Source organism: Mesorhizobium sp. M0968 (assembly GCF_040319065.1).
Classification (GTDB): Bacteria; Pseudomonadota; Alphaproteobacteria; order Rhizobiales; family Rhizobiaceae; genus Mesorhizobium.
The window spans coordinates 171,389-190,908 of sequence record NZ_JAMYNL010000001.1; the positions used below are offsets into that span (position 1 = coordinate 171,389).

The window sequence follows — 19,520 nt, forward strand, 5'->3', positions numbered from 1 at the left end:
ATGGCCATTCTCTTGGGAAAACCGGGAAGCTGTTGGGTGGCGGCAGCCGCCTCCACGAACTATCCCCAGCTCGAAGGTTCGATCCGTGCGGACGCCGTTGTCGTGGGTGCTGGAATTGTCGGGCTGACGACGGCGCTTCGGCTTTGCGAGGCGGGCCGGTCGGTGGTCGTCCTCGAAGGCCTGCGCACAGGCGGCCAGGTGACCGGCCGCTCGACGGCCAAGATCACCACGCAGCATGCGCTGATCTATCGTCATCTCATCGACAGCGTTGGCCGGGACCTGGCGCAGACCTATGCCGATGCGAATTCCGCCGGCGCGCGCCAAATCCGCGATTGGGTTAACAACTGCGCCATTGCCTGCGATTTCGAGAGCAAGGACGCCTATACCTACACCTGCAGTGAAAGCCGCTGCGCGGAGATTGCGGCCGAGGCGGAGGCCGCGCGCCAGGTCGGGCTGGAGGCCGAGATCTTCGACCGCGCGCCGCTGCCTTTCGTAACGGCCGCCGCGCTACGGTTCCCCGACCAGGCGCAGTTCAATCCGGCGATGTATCTGGTTGGCCTGGCGGAAGCGGTGACGGCCCGTGGCGGTCGGATCTTCGAAAACAGCCGCGCCACCTCGATCGACGAGGCAAGTCGCTGGCGCGTCGTCACCGATGGCGGCGCCGTTGATGCCGGGCACGTCGTCGTCGCCACCAACATGACGGTGAAGAGCCCCGTCGGCATGGCGAACCGGACGCAACCGCGCTGCCACACCGCCATGGCCTTTCGGATCGACGATCCCCTCCCTGTCGACGGCATGTTCATCGGCATCGACGACCCGACGCATTCCATCCGCACGGGCCGTGATGCCGAAGGGCCACTGCTGGTCACGCTCGGCCCCAAGTTCAACACCGGCTGGGACGGCGACGTGGCCAAGCGGTTTGTCGAACTGGAAAACTGGGCAAGAAAGAACCTTCCGGTCGGCGACGTCGCCTGGCGCTGGTGCAATGAGGACTATGATACGGCCGACAGGATCCCATATGCCGGCGAACCCTATCCCGCCAAGGCCGCCGGCTTCCACATTGCCACGGGCTTCAACGCCTGGGGCATCACCAACGGGACGGCCGTGGGCGAGATGATCGCCGACCTGATCTGCGGCCGCCCGAGCCCATGGCAAAAACTCTACGATCCGGCCCGGCCCTATCCTGAGGACTTCCACAAGAACGGCCGCAGTCAATCGATCGTCTCGAGCACCCACGACATTGCGCCTGGTATGGGCGGCGTGATCGTCAGGGGAGACGAAAAGATTGCGGCGTGGAGAGACACCGAAGGCGCACTCCAGGCGGTTTCGGCGATTTGCACCCACAAGGGCTGCACCGTAACCTGGAACAATGCGGACCACACCTGGGATTGTCCCTGCCACGGCTCGATCTTCGCCGCCGACGGTTCGGTCATCCACGGCCCTGCCCGAAAACCGCTTGCCCAGATTACATTGTGAAGGCGGCGACCGACCACGGCCCGCGTCACGCCGGCCGTTCGTAGGTTCCGACCAGCTCCGTCTCCTCCAATGCGTGTTTCTGGGCTTGCTTCCAGACCTGATGCACGCCCGCCTGTCCTGGTACGCTGAGGCTCGGCACATCGAGCGCGGCCAGCAGGAAGTGGTAATGGTGGACGCCGTGCCCTGCAGGCGGCTGCGGACCATCGTAATACGCATTGCCGAAATCGTTGGTGCCTTGCCTGAGTGCCGACGGGCCGGGCTTGCCGTCTTCGGCCTCGGCTAGTCCCCCGGCATCCGGCGGGATGTTGAACACCGCCCAGTGCCCGAAAATCCCGCTTGGTGCATCGGGATCCCGCACGACAAGAACAAGGCTCTTGGTACCATCCGGGACACCGGACCACTTCAGCGGCGGCGAGACGTTCTGGCCGTCACGCGCATATTTTTCGGGAATTCTTCCGCCTGCCCGGAACGCCGGGCTGATAAGGGTGAGTGGCATTGCTATTTCCCCAAGGAGGTTGCGACCGAGAAGCCCGCGCCTGCGCCGTTCACGCCGCTTGCTGAGCTTCGGCGACGCGTCTTATCTCGCCCGGCAGGGATTCCCAGACCTTGTGCATCTGTCCTTCTCCGACGTGATGGGCGAGTACCTTGGACACGACCCTGAATGCATCCTTGGAATCGACCGGGCGGGTAAATTCCAGCTCCGCCTTGATCTTGGCCAGAAACTCGTCGAGCGACCGCATCTTCTCGGGAGCTTTGGAAGGCTGATATTGGTCATAGAAGGCGCCGCGCACCAGGATCGGCAGCTGCGAGCCGAGGTGGGCTGCAAGATCCGGCTGCATACGGTCGCGAAGGGCGTGCAGCACCGCTCCGAGAACGTGCCAGGCGACCTGCCGATCCGGTCCAATCTCGTCCATGATCTCGTCGAGCCAGATGTTCGTGGTCTGCAGTGTCTTGTCGAATACGTCGAGTCCGGTGGCATTCATCGAAATCCTCCTTCCGTTCAAATCCGACTAGGTGATGTGACCAAACAGCCGTACCTGCCCGTTGTTCCCCCATGCGCATGTCCTGATGCGCATTTATTGTCGGAGGTCCCGTCTGTTGTCGGAGGTCCCGTCATGAGGGAATTCGGGCCGGCTTTTTTGCCGCTGTTTTTCGACCACCTTTCTTGGCCGGCACCGGAACATCCTCATGGGTGGACGAGTTTTGTTTGCCGTCGCCGATCACATGGCGACGAGTGATGCAGACACAAAAAACAGGAGAAGAACCATGGCACATCACGATTTGGCGCCCCGGACCCCATCGCGCAGCCTCTACCCATCCGCGCGCGACCCGCTCACGTCATTCCACCGGCAGATTGACCGCCTGTTCGACGACTTCTTCGCGCCGATGGCCGAAGCGACTACGGCCGGCGATCTTTGGCCGAGCGTCGACGTACATGAAACAGACCAAGCCTATAAGGTCACCGCCGAATTGCCGGGGCTCGAGCAGAAGGACGTTGAGCTCAAGCTGCGCGAAAACACCCTCTTTATTACGGGCGAGAAGCGTTCGGAGCACAAGGAAGGCGAAGGCGGCCGCACCTACAGCGAACGCAGTTATGGCCGGTTTCAGCGGACCATCCCGCTGGAAGCGGAGATCGATGCCGACAAGGTGCAGGCCACTTTCAGAAACGGCATTTTGGCTGTCGAGCTTCCGAAGAACCCCGCTGCAAAGGACAAGACACGCCGCATAGAAGTGAAAGCGCGATAGTTGCCAAACTGAAGGCTGCCTGAGCAGGCGGCGTTCAGCCCAGATGGAGAAGAACGGCGAGCACGGCGGCAACCGCCCAGCGAGCGTCTAGCGCCGGGGATCGTCCGTTGCCTCGGAAACGCCTTCGAGAGCGATTTTGGCGGCTTCCTCATCGGTCCGCCCGAGGTCGGCCAGGGCGATGACGCCGACGAGGCGCTTGTCGTGATTGATCACCGGAAGACGACGCACCTGATGCTTGGCCATGATCTTCGCCGCATCGGTGATATCGGCGTCATCGAAGCACCAATAGACATGCTCGGACATGACCTCGCGAACGGTCGTGTTGCCGGCTGAGCGCTCCTCGGCGACGCCGCGCATCACGATGTCGCGGTCTGTCACCATGCCGACCAGCCTGTCATTCTCGCCGACCGGAAGGGCGCCGAGATTGTCGGCCCGCATTTTCCGGGCGGCATCCCTGATTGTCGTGTTCGGGCCGACCAGTTCGGTCCGACGGCTCATGATCTCCTGAACTTGCATGGGATCTTCCTTTCCCTGATTGCTGAGGCAACAAGTCGCCAGACGGACCTGTTGCGACGCATCGCTAGATTGCCAGCTGGCCGGACGAGGCATGTACGGATCACTATCTTCGATCTTCCCGATCCGCGCTGAGGCGCGTGCCGGTGCCGGCACCTCGCGATCGAAACTATTCTTGGAACGTCCAGGCAGCGAGCGAGTTCCAAAATGGTACCGGTGCCGCAGCCATCCCACGGAATGTGGACGCAGGCTGGTGAAAAAACATCCACCGGGAAAACAGATGCACGCGGATTGAAGGTCATGGCTATCATCTTTTCAGATCGCCGCGAGGCCGGGCGGCAACTCGCCGGGGAACTCGTTCGCTTTGCCGGCCGCGACGATGTGATCGTATTGGCGCTGCCCCGCGGCGGCGTGCCGGTCGGCTACGAGGTCGCGCAGGCACTCAAGGCACCGCTCGACGTCTTCGTCGTGCGCAAGCTCGGCGTCCCCGGCCACGAGGAACTGGCCATGGGGGCGATCGCGCCCTCAGGCGTACGTGTCCTGAACGACGAAATCGTCAACGGTCTCGCGATCCCGCCACATGTCATCGACGCGGTCGCTGCAAGGGAGGAAAAAGAGCTTCTGCGCCGCGAGCACCTCTATAGGGACGGGCGACCCCCACCGCAGTTGAATGGACGAACCATTATCCTCGTGGATGACGGGCTTGCGACCGGATCGACCATGCGGGCCGGGATCAAGGCGCTGCGAAAAAACCACGCCGCCCATATTGTCGCGGCCGTTCCCGTCGGTAGCCCCGACACTTGCGACGCGATGCGGGCGGACGCCGACGAGGTCGTTTGCGCGACGACACCAGAGCCGTTGCTGGGTGTCGGGCGCTGGTACGTGGATTTCTCGCAGACGAGCGATGAAGAGGTCCGCGCGCTCCTCGCCAGGTCCGGGCCCAAGCCCGCCGCTTCCGAAGAGGAATTGGCTGGGCGCGCGGGCGCGGGTCCGGCGCCTGGCACCAGATCGACATAGCGGAGATGGATATGGACCGGGATAGCGAGCACGTCGTGCATGTTCCCGCGGGACCTGTCACGCTTGAGGGCAATCTTTCGTTGCCCTCGGATGCTCGTGGCCTTGTGCTCTTTGCCCATGGCAGCGGAAGCAGCCGCCACAGCCCGCGCAACCGCTACGTGGCAGGAAGGCTGAACGAGGCGAACCTCGCCGCCTTCCTCATCGACCTGTTAACGGCCGAAGAGGAGCGGATCGACCAGGTCACGGCCGAGTTGCGCTTCAATATCGGACTGCTCGCCGACCGGCTGGTCGGCGTCACGGATTGGCTCGGCGCCTCGCCGGAAACATCGGGGTTGCGTCTTGGCTATTTCGGCGCGAGCACGGGCGCCGGTGCCGCCCTGGTGGCGGCGGCCGAGCGGCCCGACCAGGCCGCGGCCGTGGTTTCGCGTGGTGGCCGGCCCGATCTTGCAGCGCACGCCCTGCCGCGCGTCCGGGCGCCGACCTTGCTCGTCGTCGGAGGCGCGGACAAGCAGGTGATCGCGCTCAACCGCTCGGCGCTGGCGGCGCTCCACTGCGAGAAGGAGCTCGCCATCGTCCCTGGCGCGACGCACCTGTTCGAGGAGCCCGGCGCCCTGGACGAAGTCGCGGGCCTGGCGAGCCGATGGTTCTTGCGCCATCTGATTTCGGACAGATCGGCGTCGACGTCCTGACAGCTGGGGCTTGGATCACCAGTCCCGGGATCATTTGCGTCCTCAACGCGTTATGATCCTCATAAGACCGCGCGCAGCTGCAACCCGAATGGCTGTCGCAACCCGTATGAGGGAGAAAGACAATGCCGGACAAGAAAACCATCGAGAAGGCCCGAAAGGACAAGCGCGAGGGCAAATCGGCGAGCACACAGGCCGGCGAGTTCGTGCACGAGGAGATCGATAAAATCCGCCGCGGCGAGCACGGCGCGCGCTCGACCCAGCAGGCCATCGCCATCGGGCTTTCCGAGGCAAGACGCGCAGGCGTAGACCTGCCCCCGCCCAAAAAGGGCAAGGTGAAGGAGAGCACGCGCAAAAGCGCCGAATACGCCTATGAGGCCGGCCAGGGTGAACGCACGCCGAAACGCCGCCCGCGGGTCTCGAAAGCCGTCTCCAAGGTGCTCGAGCACGAGCCGAGGAGTACGGCGTCGCACGAGGCGCTGGCGCAGCAAGCCAAGCGTGCGGCCTCGCGCCGGACGGCTGAGGAGCGCTCGGCCGCTGCCAAGAAGGCCGCCGAGACGAAAGGCGCCAGCGGAAGGAAGGCGGCGGCGCAGAAGGCCGCCAGAACGCGCGCGCACCACGCATAGTTCAAAGACGGCAGTTCGCCTCCTGGAAATCCGATATGGCCCAAGCGACCGGTATCGAGATCTGCCCCGGCAGCGCGGGACAACGCCGCTGCCCAAGGCGAACCTGCATCCGCGGGACAACATCGACTTCGAAATCACCGCTGACGAAACGGTGGCGCTGAACGAGCAATACGCGTCACTCGCGACGCTGCCTGACGCGTGACACCAACCGGAGGTACACGGCGGCAAGGGCACCGGGAGACCGGTCAGGAAAGCGCAGCCTGTTTCTTGAGCATGATGCGTATCGCCCATAACGCGGAGAACTCTGATCATGACCTCAGCTGCCAGCACGACAATGCCGCGAGACACCACTCAGACGAGACATATCGCTTTGCTCGGCGCGCCCTCTAATCTTGGGCTGATGCCGCAGGAGGGTGAGCCGGAGCCCGGCGTGTGGAAGGCGCCGGAGACACTTCAATCGCTTGGTCTCGCCGACCGTTTAGGCGCCGGTCCGTTGCGCTCGGTTCGGGCTCCGCCTTATCGGCCTGAGGTGGATCCTGCGACGGGCGTGCGCAATGCCCAGGCCCTGCGCCAGTATTCCAAGACGCTTGCCGAAGCGGTCGACGAGGAGCTGAACTCGGGAGGGTTCCTGCTCATGCTCGGCGGCGATTGCAGTGTGTTGCTTGGCCCTGCGCTCGCGCTACGGCGTCGTGGCCGCTACGGTCTTATCTTCTTCGATGGGCACACCGATTTCAAATTGCCGGATACCTCGCCGTCAAAGGGAGCCGCGGGCATGGATTTGGCCTTCGTGACCGGCCATGGCCCGACGCTCCTGATCGATTTCGGCGAGCACACTCCTTTGGTCCGTGAGGCCGACGTAGTCGCGTTTGGCTATCGCGATGTGCAGGACCCCGCGACTTACACGTCCAAGGCCGTCTTCGACACCGATGTTCACCGGATGGATTTGGCTGACGTGCGGCGGCGCGGCATCGCCGATGCGGCACCCATAGCGCTTGACGCGGTCGCAGGGCAGGACGTCGAGGGTGTATTCGTTCACTTCGATGTCGACGTGCTGGACAGCGAGATCATGTCGGCTGTCGATACGCCGGAGGCCGGCGGTGTCTTGCCCGACGAAGCTGTCGAAGCCCTTCGCACATGGTGCAACGATCCACGCGTGATTGGGATGGAGGTGACGATCTATGATCCCGACCGCGATCCGGATCGTCGCTGCGGCAAGCTGCTGATCGACATTCTGGTCGCTTCCCTTCGCGGCCGGTAGACCAATGGGAGTCCTGCACTTGTGCACGAACGCAATCCGCCGGCACGAATGGCCGTCGGTCTGACGGATCGCCGCGCGCACCCATTCTGTGGTGCTACCTCATCGGGAACCGTTCTCAACGAACATGGTTCGGAGTGTGCGACCGAAGCATTCGGCTTCTTCTACCCGGCTATCGCCAAGGAGATTCGCCATGACCGGCAAAACCCGTCCCACCGTCCTGATCACAGGCAGCAGCGGGTTTCTGGGCCAGGCCATCGCTCGCGGCTTGATGGAGCGCTACGACATCATCGGCCTTGATGTTGCCAGACGATCCTTGCCCAGCGTCGAGACGATCGAGATCGACCTTACCTCGGACGCGAGCGTGGCGAAGGCACTGGCCGAGGTACGCGAGCGGAGCGGCGGCCGCATTGCCTCGGTGATCCATCTCGCGGCTTATTACGACACGACCGGCGAGGATAATCCGAAATACGGCGCGGTGACCGTCGAGGGAACGCGCCGGCTGCTGAACGCGCTGAGGGGGTTCGAGACGGAGCAGTTCGTGTTTTCGAGCACGCTGCTGGTGCATGCGCCGAGCCCGGCAAAGGGCGCCAGGATCGACGAGCGATCGCCGATCGATCCGGCCTGGGCCTATCCGAGATCGAAGGCCGAGACCGAGACGCTGATCCAGAAGGAGCACGGCGACATCAAGGTTGCGATCCTGCGACTGGCGGGTGTCTATGACGAGGATTGTCACGCGGCCTTCATCGCCCAGCAGATCGCCCGCATTTTCGAGCGCATGCCGACCGCCTATCTTTTCACCGGCGACATCACCACCGGCCAGCCCTACCTGCATCTGGACGATCTCGTCGACGCCGTGGTGCGCACCGTCGACCGGCGTAGCGCGCTTCCCAACGAGACCGTACTGCTGATCGGCGAAGAAGAGACGCCGTCCTACGACGAGATGCAGAAGCAGATCGGGCAGCTCCTGCATGGCGAAACCTGGCGGACCCTGTCCCTGCCGAAAGAGGTGACGAAGCTCGGTGCCTGGATGCAGGAGAAGCTTCTCGACCAGGAGTCCGACATCAAGCCATGGATGATCGAGAACGCCGACGATCACTACGAGATCGACATCTCCCGCGCCAGGCGCCTGCTTGGCTGGAACCCGCGGCACAGCCTGACCGCTACCTTGCCGGAAATGATCCGGCGGCTGAAGGCGGATCCTACCGACTGGTACAAGAAGAACAAGCTTGAACCGTCGGCGGCCGCCGCTTCCGCGCCCGAGCTCGACCAGGCCGCCGAACGGCTGCAGCGCCCGCTCGAGCGCTCGGACGACGAGGTCGAGGCGGAAACCGAACGCCGCCGGGCCGCAACGCTCTGGGCGCCGCTGACCAACGTTGCGATCGGGCTGTGGCTCGTGGCGTCGCCCTTCACGCTCGGCCTGTTCGATCCCGCTTCAGCACCGATTCCGCCGGCGCTCGGGCACGAGATCGCCTCGCCGGAGATGCGAGACGGCAGGCTCGGCATCAGCGAGATCGTATCCGGCCTCGCCATCCTTTTGCTGGCACTTGCCGGGATGCGCCGGCGTTGGCACGGCCTGCAATGGCTCACGGCCTCGATCGGGGTTTGGGTGATGTTCGCGCCGCTCCTGTTCTGGACCACGAGCGCCGGAGCCTACGCGACCGACACGCTGGCCGGCATGCTGATCGTCGCGTTCGCGGTGATGATCCCGCCGACGCCGGGCATCCGCCGGCGTGCCCTTGCCGCCGATGACGACCAGCCGCTCGGCTGGAGCTATTCGCCCTCCCTCTTCACCCAGCGCATTCCCATAATCGGCCTCGCCTTTGTCGGCCTGTTCGTCTCGCGCTATCTCGCTGCCTATCAGCTAGGGCACATCGACAGTCTTTGGGATCCGTTCTTCGGCCCGGGCGAAACGCCGGCCGGCAATGGCAGCGAGGCGGTGGTCACCTCCTGGGTCTCCAAGGGTTTTCCGATCGCCGATGCCGGGCTGGGCGCCTTCGCCTATGCGCTGGATATCCTCGCGGGCGCGATCGGCGATCGCCGCCGCTGGCGTACCATGCCGTGGATGGTGCTTTTGTTCGGCTTGCTGGTCGTTCCGCTCGGTGTGGTCAGCGTCGGCTTCATCATCATTCAGCCACCGCTCATCGGGGCGCTGTGCACGCTCTGCATCGTCCAGGCTGCCGTCACCGTCGTCCTCATCCCTTATTCGGTCGACGAGGTGCTGGCGAGCTGCCAGTATCTTTGGCACGCGAAACAAGCGGGAGAGCCGTTCTGGCGCACATTCTGGTGCGGAGGTCCGGCACTTTCGGAGGACCAGACGCCAACGCCGGATCTCGACCGGCCGCTATCGGCAGTGGCGCGGGACTTCGTCACTGGCGGTGTGAATTTCCCCCGGACCCTTGTCGCCAGCACACTCGCCGGCGCCCTGCTGATGATCACGCCGCTTGTCTTCGGCACCAGCCCGCCGCTCTACTTCAGTGACCATGTCACCGGCTGCCTGGTCATCATGATCGCCGTTACGGCGATGGCCGAGGTGGCGCGCGCCGTCCGCTTTGTGAACATAGCGCTTGGAGCCTGGATCGCCCTCTCTCCGTTCATGCTCGCCGGCGGCGCGGCGGCGAGCCTCGCCAATCTGGCGATCGGAGCGCTGCTGGTCGGGCTCAGCCTGCCGCGCGGCACGCGCAGCGCTGCGCATTATGGCGGCTGGGACCGGGCCATCGTCTGAGAATGTTCGGCGGCGCAGAACGGTCGGCCAGGTGGCTGCAAAGATTGATCCGCATCAACCTGTCGAACACATCGAGCGGGAAGTCGGCGAATGGCGCAAAGGCGGCCGTACCCTTCCAACTTGAATTTTCCGCGTATCTGCATTTCACAAGTCGGCAAATAAATTAGGGAGGAATTTCAGCATGATAAAAGGGGAATTCTCTGCGCCGGCATCCTCGCCGCCGGTATGTGGGCCGCGTCGTCATCGGCGTCCGCCGAAATGTCTTGCGGCGTTGACGAGGTCTGGTGCCAGCAGACGGCGCGGGCGTTCGAGGAGAAGACCGGCATCACCGTCAATATGACCCGCAAGAGCGCTGGCGAAATCTATGCGCAATTGTGCGCCGAGGCCGCCAACCCAAAGGGAGACATCTGGTGGGGCGGAGCCGGCGATCCGCATCTGCAGGCAGCCGAGGAGGGCCTGACAGTGGAATACAAATCGCCGCTGCTCATGCGGACCGGTTCTGATCAAAGCTTGAAGGATTGCACGCAGAGCTGGCGGACCTGGGCGAACACGCCGCTGCCGGCGCAAATCACCAGCGCGCCGTTTTCCAGCACCGTCTTTGGGTCGGGCTTGACTATAGTGCCACCGGCTTCTTCCACCAGCAGCATGCCTGCCAGGCAGTCCCAGGCGTTCATATGCTCTTCGACATAGCCGAGCAGCCTGCCGGCGGCCGCATAGGCGAGCATCAACGCGCCGGATGCGTTACGGAAAAACACGCCGCCCTGTGAAAACAGCAAACCGATGAGCGTTGCGACGTTCTGCATTTCGGCGCGGTTGGAAAAGCCGGTGCCCAACGAGCCGTCGGTCAGGCTGGTGGCCGCGCTTGCCCTGATCGGCTTGCCGTTGAGAAAAGCGCCGCCGCCCTTACGGCAATGGAACGTTTCGCCGGTAGAGGGCTCGTGGATGACACCCACGACAGTGTCGCCGTTCTTGGCGCAGGCGATGACCACACACCAGGCCGGAATGCCCCGCACGAAATTCGCGGTGCCGTCGATCGGATCTATCACCCAGACATGCCCGCTCGATCCGGTGACCGAGGCATGCTCCTCGCCGACAATTCCATCGGTCGGGTAAGCGGCTTTCATTGCCGCACGGATGAACAGCTCGACCTCGCGGTCAGCCTGCGAGACCATGTCCTGATGACCTTTGTTCTCGATGGCGAGGCTGTCGAGGTCGCGAAAATACTTCAGGCCGAGCGCGCCGGCACGCCGCGCGAGATCGATGGCGAACTGTTCGCGCGTTGCTGTGTCGGGTGTCATGAGATCCTTGGGATGGCGAATGTGATCTGAGGAAAATACCCCAGCCAAAGAAGCTTAGCGGTGAAGCTAAGAGCGTGCAAATGACGAGCCCTGCCTTTTGCGGGGCAGCCCCGAGGCCGACCGGTCTTCCATGCGCCCGACAGCGACAGTCGCGCTCATACGGGTCCGGGTCATGTCGCCTTCGATATAGATGATCTGGCCGGTCATGAAGCTCGACGCGTCGGAAACCAGGAAGATCGCGGCACCGCCCAGTTCATCGACCTCGCCCACCTTGCCAGCGGCCGACCAATGCCACGGCTGAGATTGCCGGCGATAAAGGCCCTATCTCCGCCAGACACCTTCGCGGCGCAGATCGTCCATCGTGCACGAAATGCCTTCGCGCAGAATCGACACCATATCGTCGATCTGCTGGCGCTTGATGGTTAGTGGCGGCGACATCACGCACATGTTGATCAGTAGCCGGACCAACAGGCCGAGCTCGTGGCAATGCGCGTCGAAGCCGGTCGGCACCTCGATCCGCCTCGCTTATGACCCTGAGGCTCTGCTGGCGATAACCGACTGAATAATTTTTTGCGCAGCAGTGCGACCGGCGACGATCGCGCCCTCGACATAGCCCGGAAATGACGGCGACAGCTCCGACGAGGCAAAATGCACCGGCGGGGCGCCCGCCCGGATAATGCGTTCGGCATCCGTTGCCGCCGCATCGACGATCGAATCGCTGTAACCGCCGCCACTCCAGTGATCCCCGGTCCAGTCGCGATAGCTGAGATCGGTGACGCCGGCGGCCTCGATACCGAGCGCATCTTGCAGCTTTGATGTCACCGTTGCGCGTAGCGCCGCGCTGTCCATATCCCGCCAGCGCTGCGCCAGCGGCCCGCCGATGAAGACGACAAGTGCTGCATGATCCTCGTCCTTGCTGGCATCGCAGGCAAAAAGTCCGTGCGGCTCCCGCCACATCACCATGCCGCTCAAGCCCCTGTCGCGCCAGAAAGCCTTGGGATAGCGCACAAGCATTTTGATAACTGCGCCGCTTTCCCAGACGCCGAGGGCTCTCTCCAGCGCAGCCGGCAGCGGCGGCACGAAATCGACTCTCGAGGCCATCATCGGCGGTAGCGCGACCAGTACCGCTCGTGCCTCGGTCACGCCGGCAGGCGAAACGACGCGAACCCCTCCCGGGCCGTGCTCAATAGCCTCGACAGCTGTATTCAGCCGCAGTCGATCGCCGAGATCCCGCGCAAGATCATCCGCCAGCGAATGCATGGTTTCGCCCACGAAATACTGCAGCTCCGACACCTCGTTGGTGATGCGGCGATCATTGTCGATCAAGTACCACAGCGGCAGCCTTTCCATTGCCAGGCACCACAGGCCCTCGATCATCGACCGAAAGGCGGCCTTGGCATCGTCGGGATCGTTCTGGCGATCGAGCCATGCCGCGACTGTCAAGCCGGCGATGGCCGGGTCGGTCGGTGCGATCGCGTTCATCCGCTCGCGCATTCGCATCGCGGTGCCGTAAGTGCGCCCGGCTTGCGCCTCGCTCATTCGCGGCTGGGTGACGAATTCGCCTGCGACATGGGTCTCGACCAATGTCTTGCCGCGCGCTCGCACCAGCGCCATTAATTCCGGCATGTCTTCGCACAAGAACTGGCCGCCGCTGTCGATCCGCTCGCCGAGCCCGTTCTGCACGGCTTCGACGCGGCCGCCGACACGGTCGCGGGCTTCGAGCAGCACGACATCGATGCCGGCGTGGTTCAATTCACGCGCGGCCGACAGGCCGGTGAAGCCGGCGCCGACGATGGCCACATCGGCTCGTTCGATCTTGAACTTCATTGGCCGGCCTTGATCTTCTCGAATGTCAGGGGCCGGATCATTGTCTTCATTGTTGGTCCACCCTCTTTTTGATGGTTCATGCCGGCCTGGCACCGCGGGCTGCTGAGTTCGGATAGTGCTTGGGGAATGCCGCAGACAGGAACTCGTTCGCGGCCTGCAGCGCCGTCTCGCGTGTGGCGTCCTCGGTGCCCATCATCAAATGCAGCCACAGACCATCCAGCATGGCGCTGAGCGCCAGCGCCATGACTTGCGGCTCATAGGCATAGAAGCCGCTCTGCTTGAGCGCCGCGCAAAGATCGATGAATATGTTCTGGTAGACGGCATCGCGTGCGCTGCTCAGCGCCTGATATTTCGGTCGCGATTTGGCCTCGCCCCAGAAGGCACACCAAGCAGCCAGCTTGCGCTTGTTGCAGATCGAGCGGTTGAAATCGGCTGCCACCAATGCCTGCAGCTGGCGGGCGGGATCATCGCCGGCCCTTTGCAAGGCGCCGCGCCAATGCGCCGAATACTCGTCATGCATGTATTGCAAAGTGGCGACGAGCAGCTTCTCCTTGCTCTCGAAATGGAAATTGACGATGCCGCGCGACAGGCCGGCGCCGTCGGCGACGTCGGCCATAGTCGTTTCCGAATAGCCGCGCTTGGCCAATGAATCGATAGTCGCTTCGATCAGTTGAACCTGCCTTGTCTCTTTCGACGCTTTGCGGCCGCGCTTTTCGGAATCGCTTTTTCGCGCCGGTTCGAGGAGGGCTTCGCGCGCCTCTGTTGTCTTCATCGGGGTGATGGTCTCCAGCATCGCCGGCTAGCCGACCGGCATCGGCCGCGAAGATCAGTGGGACGGTGTTTGCCACTGTCAAGCACCTTCTGCATGGCTGCCCATATTCGAATGTTCTCGTCGAGATTGCATCCTTGGAGAAAACGTCGTCGAAGGCACCGTCGGCGAAGGGCAGCAGTCCCGGCGATGCAAACCAGATCAGCGCCGCCGAGCCCGCCTGCAGCGGACCTTGGCTCGAGATCCACGCCAGGCGCGAGCTGCAATATCAAAAGCTGCTGAAGCGTGCCAAACTGGTGCCGCGGCTGGTCGTCAGGCTCGGCCGCCGCACTGCCAATCCGCCTGCGGATTTCTAAATATGGCCGACGACACCGACAGTCCCAAACTCGACGCCGAAGCCGCCGAACAGTGGCAGCTGATCAACACACCGCTCGGCGAAAAATGGTCGGGCCGCACCCGCTATGCTGCGGCCATGTTCTTCTACAAACGCGGTGAGATGAGCGCTGAAACGCTGGAGGCCTACCGTATTTGTGCCAGGCTGGATTCGACCGATCCGCTGCCGATCATCCGCGACCGCGGCATTGGCCAGGACTGGCTTAAACGCATGGGTTTCGAATAGTCCGCCTCCAAATCGCATTCCGGTCAAGCCGGCATCACCCGCTTAGCCGATGGTCTTTTCCAGCATGCCGAGCCAGTTGCGATAGGCGATCTTCTCGATCAGCGCGCGCCCGAAGCCGCGAGCCGCGAAAGCGTCGAGCAATCTTGGCAGGCCGGCAACGTCGCCTATCACGGCCGGGATCATGGCGCCGTCGAAATCCGAGCCCAGGCCGACGCCGTCTTCGCCCAGCGCCTGCAGCAGCGAATCGACATGGCGCACCATGATGTCGAGACTGGTGTCGGCGTTCATCCTGCCGTCCTCACGCAGGAACCCGGTGGCGAAATTCAGCCCGACCATGCCGCCGGAGTCGCGGATCGCGCCGAGCTGCCATTCGGTGAGGTTGCGCGAATGGCCGCAGATCGCGTGCACGTTGGAATGGGTCGCGACCAGCGGTGCGTCGCTGATCTCGACGACGTCGCGAAAACCTTTTTCGTTGAGATGCGAAAGATCGATCATGATCTTCAGCTGGTTGCAGGCTTTCACCAGCGCCTTGCCGGCATCGGTCAGCCCCGGCCCTGTATCGGGCGACGACGGGAAACGGAACGGCACGCCGTGGCCGAAGGCATTGGGACGGCTCCAGACGATACCGAGCGAGCGCAGGCCGGCTGCGTGGAGGACATCGAGCAGGGTGAGCTCAGGGTCGATCGCCTCGACCCCTTCGATGTGGAAGACCGCCGCGATCGAGCCTTGCGCCATCGCCTTCCTCACATCGCCGGCGGTGCGGCAGACAGTGAGCGCCGAAGCCCGCTCCAGCCTGAACAGGATCGAGGCCATCGCTATGGTGGAGTTGAGCGCATCGGCGCGCGGAACCTCGGGCGGCATGGGCTCGCTGTCGCTCGGCGCCAGCGGCACCGCGCCGCGCTTGGATTTCTCGACAGGCGGCGGGAAGATCGCGAACATGCCGCCGGCAAATCCGCCTTTCTTCGCGCGCGGCAGGTCGATATGGCCACTCGGCGTCCCCTCGACGAACAGCTTTTCGACGTCCGCATCCTTCGACTGGTAGAGCCTGAGCAGCGTGTCGTTGTGGCCGTCGAAGACGGGAATGAGATCGGATTCGGTCATGGAGGGCCATTCGGTTGAAGTGGTCGGGCCGCGGAGGGCGAGCCGGTTGTTGCCAATACTTAGGCAAGGCGAGCGCTCTGCGCAAATCCCGCATGTTTGCCTTATGTTTGTACGCCGCCAATGGTCGAAGCGGCACGCGGTAAAGCCGCGCACCCTTTGTCCTGTCATTCATCGAGGGGCAGTCTCTTACCGCTTCAGCACGTCCGCCCATTCCGGATGGCGGCGGAACTGAGCATTGGCGAACGGGCAAAGCGGGATGATCGTCTTGCCCGCCGCACGTGCATCCTCGACGGCACGGGTGACGAGGCGAAGTCCCGCGCCCTGGCCGCGAAATGCATCCGGCACTTCGGTATGGTCGATGATGATCTGGTGCTCGCCGACCTTGGTGAAGGTCATCTCCGCCTCGGCGCCGCTCGGCCCACGCAGGAAGTAGCGGCCCTTCGAGCCGCGGTCCTCCAGCTCGATCTCCGGCAATAGGTCAGACATGGCTTGCGGTCCTTTCATCCGGCGCTACGGCGAACAACTGCCGCGCCGCCTCGATCTCGCTCGGCCGCACCTCATGGCCGCCGTCATGCCACTCGACTGTGACATCGGCACCATCGGCGCGCAAATAGGCTTCAAGCCGCGCCGTCAAATCAGGCGGACAGATCGGGTCTCGCCTGCCGGCGGTGACCAGGATGCGGCTGCCGTCAAGGCTGCCCTTGACCTCCGGCTCGAACGGGATCAGCGGATGCATCAGCACCGTTGCGTCGAACAGCGAGGGTTCGGCAAACAGCACCGAGGCCAGGATGTTGGCGCCGTTGGAATAACCGAGGCCTAGCACCAAAGATGGCTTTGCCGCCTCGACATGTGCCTTGACGAAGCCGGCCATCTTGTCCGTCGCTCGCGTGAGATCGCCCATGTCGTAAACGCCCTCGCCGGTACGGCGAAAGAAGCGTGCGGCGCCTTGTTCCGAGACATCGCCGCGCGGGCCGACGATCGTCGCTTGCGGCGCAAGATCGCGCCCAAGCGACAGAAGCTGATCCTCGTCGCCGCCAGTGCCATGGAAGACGAAGAGCAACGGTCCGCCCAGCGAACCGGGCAGCACCTTGTGAATATACGAATCCTTGCTCATAACCCTGCCCTCAGTCTTCCAGTTTCTGCAGATGCTGCTCGAGATAGGGCCGCAAATGCTGGTGTTGCGACGGCAGTTTCAGCGCCTCGCCGAGATGGGCGGTATCCTCGTCGCGGTCGAAGCCCGGCTCGTTGGTGGCGACTTCGAACAGCACGCCCCCCGGTGTGCGGAAGTAGATCGCCCAGAAATAATCGCGGTCGATCACCGGCGTCACCTGATAACCTGTATCGAGGAGTGCCTTGCGCACTTCGAGCTGCTTGGCGCGGTTCTCGACGGCGAAAGCAACATGGTGGACCGAGCCGGCGCCGAGATTGGCGAAGCCGGCCCCTGGCAGCGATTCGATATCGACGACGTCGGCGCCGTTGCCGTTCTTCACCGCCAGCCGCCTGATGTTGCCGGACTTGTCGACCTCCTCATAACCCATGAATTTCAGCAGCTCTTCGATGGCGCCGCCATCTTTCAGCCTGAGCGACACCGAGTGAAAGCCGCGGATCGCCACGTCGGTGGGAATGCCACCCTTGGCCCATGGCGCACGGTTGTCCGCTCTGTCCTCGACCAGCGCAAACCCGTCGCCGTCGGGACCGGCGAACGCAAGACGCTTCTCGCCGAACGTCTCCTCATGGGACAGCCCGGTGACACCTTGCTCGGCAAACCGTTTCTCCCAATAGCCGAGCGTGCCCTCGGGCACCGAGTAAGCGGTGTTGCCGACTTCGCCGACTCCATGGCGGCCCTTGCCGATGTTCGGGAACGGGAAGTAGGTCATCACCGAGCCGGGTGTGCCGACCTCGTCGCCGTAATAGAGGTGGTAGACGTCGGGTGCGTCGAAATTGACGGTTTTCTTGACCCGCCGCAGGCCGAGCGTCCCGGTGAAGAATTCATTGTTCTGGCGCGCATCGCTGGCCATCGAGGTGACGTGATGCAGGCCCTTGACCTGGTCGAGCATGTCTGTTGCTCCTTCCCTTGTGCTGGTGCGGCCCTTGCCGCTGTCCACGCAAATATGAGCATCCGCCTCCTGGCCGCAAAGGCGGCAAACACAGAATGGACTGTGCTGTTAAAGTGAACGACGAAGCAGGTTTTGTTCACCATTCGGCAAACTGGACCGGCTTGCATACTCGCCGAAATTGCGCTCCATGAGCGACGCATGTAGCCAGCGTGAGGATACAGCGGTTGAGTGGAAAACGCCCCAACATTCTCCTGATCACCTGCGACCAATGGCGGGGCGACTGCCTGTCAGCTGCTGGGCACAAGGTGGTAAGGACGCCGAATGCCGACGCGCTGGCTGCCGAGGGCGTTTTGTTCCAGAAGCACTATGGCGGCGCCGCACCTTGCTCACCGGCACGCGCCTGCCTCTACACCGGCCTTTACCAGATGAACAATCGTGTCTGCCGCAACGGCACACCGCTCGACGCCCGGCACGGCAATATAGCGCTCTGGGCGCGCGCCCTCGGCTATGATCCGACGCTGTTCGGCTATACCGACACGGCGCGCGACCCGCGCACGCTGGCGCCTGGCGACCCGCAGCTGAAAAGCTATGAAGGCGTGCTGTCCGGCTTCACCGTGCGCCAGCTTCTGCCTGAGCACCAGAAGCCCTGGCTGTCATGGCTCAAGGCGCGCGGCGTCGATGCCGGCGCCGGCTCCCCCGACATTCATCGCCCGGCGCGCGAAATCCTGGAAAACGACGGCGCGATCAGCAACGGTCCGCCAATCTATTCGAAGGACGAGACGCCGGCGGCCTTCCTGGCCGGCGAATTCATCCGCTGGCTCGGCGAGCAGGAGCGCGATGCGCCGTGGTTCGCGCATCTTTCCTTCATCAGCCCCCACCCGCCCTTCATCGTGCCGGCGCCTTACAACGCCATGTACGATCCGGCCATCGGTCCAGCTTTTGACCGCGCGGAAAGCTGGCAGGCCGAAGCAGCAAGCCACCCTTATCTCGCCTATGAACTTAACCGGCAGGAACGGTCGAAATTCCGTCCCGGCTCGGAGGGCAAGGTGCGCGACTGGGGCGACGACAATTTTCGCCGCATCCGGGCGCTCTATTACGGCATGATCTCGGAGGTCGACGCGCAGCTTGGCCGCGTCTGGCAAGCGGTCAAGGCGGCCGATGCATGGGACGACACCGTCATCGTGCTGACCTCCGACCACGCCGAGATGATGGGCGACCATTTCATGCTGGGCAAGGGCGGCTTCTTCGACTGCAGCTTCCATATTCCGCTGATCATTCGCGATCCGCGCCGCCGCAAGGCTGCCGGCAGCAGTGTCGACCGCTTCACCGAGGCGGTCGATTTGGCACCGACCTTGGTCGAGCTCACTGGGCTCGAGCTCACTGGCGGCGAAGTCCTGCCGCATCTCGACGGCCGCTCGCTGGCGCCTTTCCTGGACGCAACGGAGCCGGACAATTGGCGCGATGCGGCGCATTGGGAGTTCGATTTCCGCTCGATTGCGGATGGTGATTCAGAACGCTATTTCGGCATCGGTCCGCGTCAGTGCAATCTCGCCGTCGTTCGCACGCAAAAATTCAAATATGTGCATTTCGGCGGAGGCCTGCCGCCCTTGCTCTTCGACCTGGAGAAGGATGCGCGCGAGTTGACCAATGTCGCTGACGACCCAGCCTATCTGCGGGCACGGCTGGAATTTGCCGAGAAGTTGCTCGCCTGGCGGGCCGACCATCTCGACCAGTCTTTGGCGCTCGCCGAATTGACGGACAATGGCGTTGCCGGCCATGTCGCCGGCTTCCCCTCGAGATAAGCA

General features: G+C 63.5%; 21 protein-coding genes and 2 pseudogenes. 11 read left to right on the forward strand and 12 right to left on the reverse strand.

Going from position 1 to position 19,520, the window contains the following annotated elements; genetic code table 11:
• Window positions 1-1,476: an FAD-dependent oxidoreductase gene (locus NKH67_RS00850; RefSeq protein WP_352471469.1), complete on the forward strand. Its 1,476-nt coding sequence runs from the start codon at window positions 1-3 to the stop codon at window positions 1,474-1,476.
• A 25-nt stretch (window positions 1,477-1,501) separates the two neighbouring features.
• Here the strand turns inward: NKH67_RS00850 and NKH67_RS00855 are convergent, their stop codons facing one another.
• Window positions 1,502-1,972: a YbhB/YbcL family Raf kinase inhibitor-like protein gene (locus NKH67_RS00855; protein ID WP_352471470.1), complete on the reverse strand. Its 471-nt coding sequence runs from the start codon at window positions 1,970-1,972 to the stop codon at window positions 1,502-1,504.
• 49 nt (window positions 1,973-2,021) lie between these two features.
• Window positions 2,022-2,459 (reverse strand): DUF2267 domain-containing protein, encoded by a 438-nt coding sequence (locus NKH67_RS00860; RefSeq protein WP_023677864.1) that lies wholly within the window; start codon window positions 2,457-2,459, stop codon window positions 2,022-2,024.
• A gap of 283 nt (window positions 2,460-2,742) precedes the next feature.
• Between NKH67_RS00860 and NKH67_RS00865 the strand changes: the two genes are divergently transcribed.
• On the forward strand, window positions 2,743-3,222 hold the full coding sequence (locus tag NKH67_RS00865; RefSeq protein ID WP_352471471.1) for an Hsp20/alpha crystallin family protein: 480 nt from the start codon (window positions 2,743-2,745) through the stop codon (window positions 3,220-3,222).
• A gap of 87 nt (window positions 3,223-3,309) precedes the next feature.
• Here the strand turns inward: NKH67_RS00865 and NKH67_RS00870 are convergent, their stop codons facing one another.
• Window positions 3,310-3,738 carry a CBS domain-containing protein gene (locus NKH67_RS00870; protein ID WP_023677862.1) on the reverse strand — a complete coding sequence of 143 codons (429 nt, stop codon included), beginning with the start codon at window positions 3,736-3,738 and terminating at the stop codon, window positions 3,310-3,312.
• A 297-nt stretch (window positions 3,739-4,035) separates the two neighbouring features.
• Here NKH67_RS00870 and NKH67_RS00875 point away from each other — a divergent pair, with 297 nt between their 5' ends.
• The 6 genes and pseudogenes from NKH67_RS00875 to NKH67_RS00900 all read left to right on the forward strand — a co-directional run.
• Window positions 4,036-4,752 (forward strand): phosphoribosyltransferase, encoded by a 717-nt coding sequence (locus tag NKH67_RS00875; RefSeq protein ID WP_352471473.1) that lies wholly within the window; start codon window positions 4,036-4,038, stop codon window positions 4,750-4,752.
• An 11-nt stretch (window positions 4,753-4,763) separates the two neighbouring features.
• On the forward strand, window positions 4,764-5,441 hold the full coding sequence (locus NKH67_RS00880; protein ID WP_352471474.1) for a dienelactone hydrolase family protein: 678 nt from the start codon (window positions 4,764-4,766) through the stop codon (window positions 5,439-5,441).
• A gap of 122 nt (window positions 5,442-5,563) precedes the next feature.
• Window positions 5,564-6,064 carry a DUF6496 domain-containing protein gene (locus NKH67_RS00885; RefSeq protein WP_352471475.1) on the forward strand — a complete coding sequence of 167 codons (501 nt, stop codon included), beginning with the start codon at window positions 5,564-5,566 and terminating at the stop codon, window positions 6,062-6,064.
• A gap of 334 nt (window positions 6,065-6,398) precedes the next feature.
• Window positions 6,399-7,322 carry an arginase family protein gene (locus NKH67_RS00890; protein WP_352471495.1) on the forward strand — a complete coding sequence of 308 codons (924 nt, stop codon included), beginning with the start codon at window positions 6,399-6,401 and terminating at the stop codon, window positions 7,320-7,322.
• Window positions 7,323-7,512: 190 nt separating this feature from the next.
• Window positions 7,513-10,044 carry an NAD-dependent epimerase/dehydratase family protein gene (locus NKH67_RS00895; protein ID WP_352471476.1) on the forward strand — a complete coding sequence of 844 codons (2,532 nt, stop codon included), beginning with the start codon at window positions 7,513-7,515 and terminating at the stop codon, window positions 10,042-10,044.
• Between the two features lie 258 nt (window positions 10,045-10,302).
• Window positions 10,303-10,512: pseudogene (locus tag NKH67_RS00900) on the forward strand (substrate-binding domain-containing protein); the annotation flags it as partial.
• 35 nt (window positions 10,513-10,547) lie between these two features.
• On the opposite strand, the gene NKH67_RS00905 reads toward NKH67_RS00900, so the two are convergent.
• The 5 genes and pseudogenes from NKH67_RS00905 to betI all read right to left on the reverse strand — a co-directional run bounded on the left by NKH67_RS00905 (window position 10,548) and on the right by betI (window position 13,962).
• A complete protein-coding gene (locus NKH67_RS00905) occupies window positions 10,548-11,342 on the reverse strand; it encodes an inositol monophosphatase family protein (RefSeq protein WP_352471477.1) in 795 nt (264 codons plus the stop codon).
• Window positions 11,343-11,408: 66 nt separating this feature from the next.
• Window positions 11,409-11,612 carry an SDR family oxidoreductase gene (locus NKH67_RS00910; protein ID WP_352471478.1) on the reverse strand — a complete coding sequence of 68 codons (204 nt, stop codon included), beginning with the start codon at window positions 11,610-11,612 and terminating at the stop codon, window positions 11,409-11,411.
• A 51-nt stretch (window positions 11,613-11,663) separates the two neighbouring features.
• Window positions 11,664-11,843, reverse strand: a pseudogene (locus NKH67_RS00915) (aspartate aminotransferase family protein); the annotation flags it as partial.
• Between the two features lie 24 nt (window positions 11,844-11,867).
• Window positions 11,868-13,169 (reverse strand): flavin monoamine oxidase family protein, encoded by a 1,302-nt coding sequence (locus tag NKH67_RS00920; RefSeq protein ID WP_352471479.1) that lies wholly within the window; start codon window positions 13,167-13,169, stop codon window positions 11,868-11,870.
• 76 nt (window positions 13,170-13,245) lie between these two features.
• Window positions 13,246-13,962: a transcriptional regulator BetI gene (gene betI / locus NKH67_RS00925; RefSeq protein WP_502893699.1), complete on the reverse strand. Its 717-nt coding sequence runs from the start codon at window positions 13,960-13,962 to the stop codon at window positions 13,246-13,248.
• Between the two features lie 113 nt (window positions 13,963-14,075).
• Here betI and NKH67_RS00930 point away from each other — a divergent pair, with 113 nt between their 5' ends.
• Window positions 14,076-14,294 carry a hypothetical protein gene (locus tag NKH67_RS00930; RefSeq protein WP_352451221.1) on the forward strand — a complete coding sequence of 73 codons (219 nt, stop codon included), beginning with the start codon at window positions 14,076-14,078 and terminating at the stop codon, window positions 14,292-14,294.
• Between the two features lie 2 nt (window positions 14,295-14,296).
• Window positions 14,297-14,557, forward strand: coding sequence for a hypothetical protein (locus NKH67_RS00935; protein WP_352471481.1), 261 nt, complete (start codon window positions 14,297-14,299; stop codon window positions 14,555-14,557).
• Between the two features lie 42 nt (window positions 14,558-14,599).
• On the opposite strand, the gene NKH67_RS00940 is transcribed toward NKH67_RS00935, so the two are convergent.
• From NKH67_RS00940 to NKH67_RS00955, 4 genes are all read right to left on the reverse strand, one after another.
• Window positions 14,600-15,658, reverse strand: a complete 1,059-nt coding sequence (locus tag NKH67_RS00940) for a dipeptidase (RefSeq protein WP_352500772.1) — start codon at window positions 15,656-15,658, stop codon at window positions 14,600-14,602.
• 186 nt (window positions 15,659-15,844) lie between these two features.
• The gene (locus NKH67_RS00945; protein WP_352451160.1) at window positions 15,845-16,144 is read right to left on the reverse strand and encodes a GNAT family N-acetyltransferase; all 300 of its coding nucleotides are present in this window, start codon (window positions 16,142-16,144) and stop codon (window positions 15,845-15,847) included.
• Complete coding sequence (locus NKH67_RS00950) at window positions 16,137-16,772, reverse strand: alpha/beta hydrolase (RefSeq protein ID WP_352451159.1); 636 nt, start codon at window positions 16,770-16,772, stop codon at window positions 16,137-16,139. Before NKH67_RS00950 ends, NKH67_RS00945 begins: the two co-directional genes overlap by 8 nt.
• Window positions 16,773-16,782: 10 nt before the next feature.
• On the reverse strand, window positions 16,783-17,715 hold the full coding sequence (locus NKH67_RS00955) for a VOC family protein (protein WP_352471483.1): 933 nt from the start codon (window positions 17,713-17,715) through the stop codon (window positions 16,783-16,785).
• A 224-nt stretch (window positions 17,716-17,939) separates the two neighbouring features.
• Here NKH67_RS00955 and NKH67_RS00960 point away from each other — a divergent pair, with 224 nt between their 5' ends.
• Window positions 17,940-19,517, forward strand: coding sequence for an alkaline phosphatase family protein (locus NKH67_RS00960; RefSeq protein WP_352471484.1), 1,578 nt, complete (start codon window positions 17,940-17,942; stop codon window positions 19,515-19,517).
• The last annotated feature ends 3 nt before the right edge of the window (window positions 19,518-19,520 follow it).

Bases quoted from the DNA above. Each gene is read 5' to 3' on its own strand.
- NKH67_RS00920 (WP_352471479.1), bottom strand. From the start codon at position 13,169: ATGAAGTTCAAGATCGAACGAGCCGATGTGGCCATCGTCGGCGCCGGC.
- NKH67_RS00860 (WP_023677864.1), bottom strand. From the start codon at position 2,459: ATGAATGCCACCGGACTCGACGTATTCGACAAGACACTGCAGACCACG.
- NKH67_RS00940 (WP_352500772.1), bottom strand. From the start codon at position 15,658: ATGACCGAATCCGATCTCATTCCCGTCTTCGACGGCCACAACGACACG.
- NKH67_RS00885 (WP_352471475.1), top strand. From the start codon at position 5,564: ATGCCGGACAAGAAAACCATCGAGAAGGCCCGAAAGGACAAGCGCGAG.
- NKH67_RS00895 (WP_352471476.1), top strand. From the start codon at position 7,513: ATGACCGGCAAAACCCGTCCCACCGTCCTGATCACAGGCAGCAGCGGG.
- NKH67_RS00945 (WP_352451160.1), bottom strand. From the start codon at position 16,144: ATGTCTGACCTATTGCCGGAGATCGAGCTGGAGGACCGCGGCTCGAAG.
- NKH67_RS00905 (WP_352471477.1), bottom strand. From the start codon at position 11,342: ATGACACCCGACACAGCAACGCGCGAACAGTTCGCCATCGATCTCGCG.
- NKH67_RS00855 (WP_352471470.1), bottom strand. From the start codon at position 1,972: ATGCCACTCACCCTTATCAGCCCGGCGTTCCGGGCAGGCGGAAGAATT.
- NKH67_RS00890 (WP_352471495.1), top strand. From the start codon at position 6,399: ATGCCGCGAGACACCACTCAGACGAGACATATCGCTTTGCTCGGCGCG.
- NKH67_RS00880 (WP_352471474.1), top strand. From the start codon at position 4,764: ATGGACCGGGATAGCGAGCACGTCGTGCATGTTCCCGCGGGACCTGTC.
- NKH67_RS00950 (WP_352451159.1), bottom strand. From the start codon at position 16,772: ATGAGCAAGGATTCGTATATTCACAAGGTGCTGCCCGGTTCGCTGGGC.
- NKH67_RS00865 (WP_352471471.1), top strand. From the start codon at position 2,743: ATGGCACATCACGATTTGGCGCCCCGGACCCCATCGCGCAGCCTCTAC.
- NKH67_RS00955 (WP_352471483.1), bottom strand. From the start codon at position 17,715: ATGCTCGACCAGGTCAAGGGCCTGCATCACGTCACCTCGATGGCCAGC.
- NKH67_RS00935 (WP_352471481.1), top strand. From the start codon at position 14,297: ATGGCCGACGACACCGACAGTCCCAAACTCGACGCCGAAGCCGCCGAA.
- NKH67_RS00850 (WP_352471469.1), top strand. From the start codon at position 1: ATGGCCATTCTCTTGGGAAAACCGGGAAGCTGTTGGGTGGCGGCAGCC.
- betI (WP_502893699.1), bottom strand. From the start codon at position 13,962: ATGCTGGAGACCATCACCCCGATGAAGACAACAGAGGCGCGCGAAGCC.
- NKH67_RS00875 (WP_352471473.1), top strand. From the start codon at position 4,036: ATGGCTATCATCTTTTCAGATCGCCGCGAGGCCGGGCGGCAACTCGCC.
- NKH67_RS00870 (WP_023677862.1), bottom strand. From the start codon at position 3,738: ATGCAAGTTCAGGAGATCATGAGCCGTCGGACCGAACTGGTCGGCCCG.